The organism is Streptomyces katrae (assembly GCF_000966975.1).
GTDB lineage: Bacteria > Actinomycetota > Actinomycetes > Streptomycetales > Streptomycetaceae > Streptomyces > Streptomyces katrae.
This window is the reverse complement of sequence record NZ_JZWV01001362.1, coordinates 1-571: the sequence shown is the minus strand read 5'-3', so window position 1 is coordinate 571 and position 571 is coordinate 1. Positions and strand designations below refer to the sequence as shown.

Genomic DNA, 571 nt, shown 5'->3' with positions numbered 1-571 from the left:
GCCCCGGTCTGCCGTGGCCTCGGCGGAGGCCCCGCAGCCCGGCGGGACTCCGGGGCGTGGGGGTGCCCCGCCTGCGCGGGTGACGGCTCCGTCCACCGCCAGGTGCCCGTGCCCAGTTCCACCACCGCCCGTACCCGCATCGGCCCGTCCCCGCGCCGGGACAGGACCGCCAGCTCCCCGACCCGTGCCGTACGCCCGCCGGGGCCGAGCCGCAGCGCGAACTCGTGCTCCGCACGCTGCGGATCGGTGCTGCGGCCCAGCGTCAGGTGCGGGGTCCAGCCCGCCGAGCGGCCCCGGCAGCCCGGGAAGCGGTCGGCGAGGGCCCGTCGCAGGTCCTGCCAGGGGGCGTCCCCGCCCTCGCCCGCCGCCGGGTCCAGCCACAGCGTGGCCTCCTCGCGCCGGCCGAAGGAGTGCACCCCCTCCAGCCGGGCGGTGAACGGCCCGATGCCCGAAGCGGCTTCGGCCAGCAGCGGCAGCGCCCGCGCGAACGAGGACTCGGGAACGAAGCCGAACAGCAGGTTCACGTGCGCCGGCCAGCGCTCCACGCCGGGGTCGTGCGCCCGGCGCAGCT

1 protein-coding gene is annotated in these 571 nt (G+C 79.0%); it reads right to left on the bottom strand.

The annotated features are described in order from the left end of the window. On the bottom strand, window positions 1–571 hold a 571-nt coding region (locus VR44_RS37260; protein ID WP_169791087.1), incomplete at both ends, for a 2'-5' RNA ligase family protein.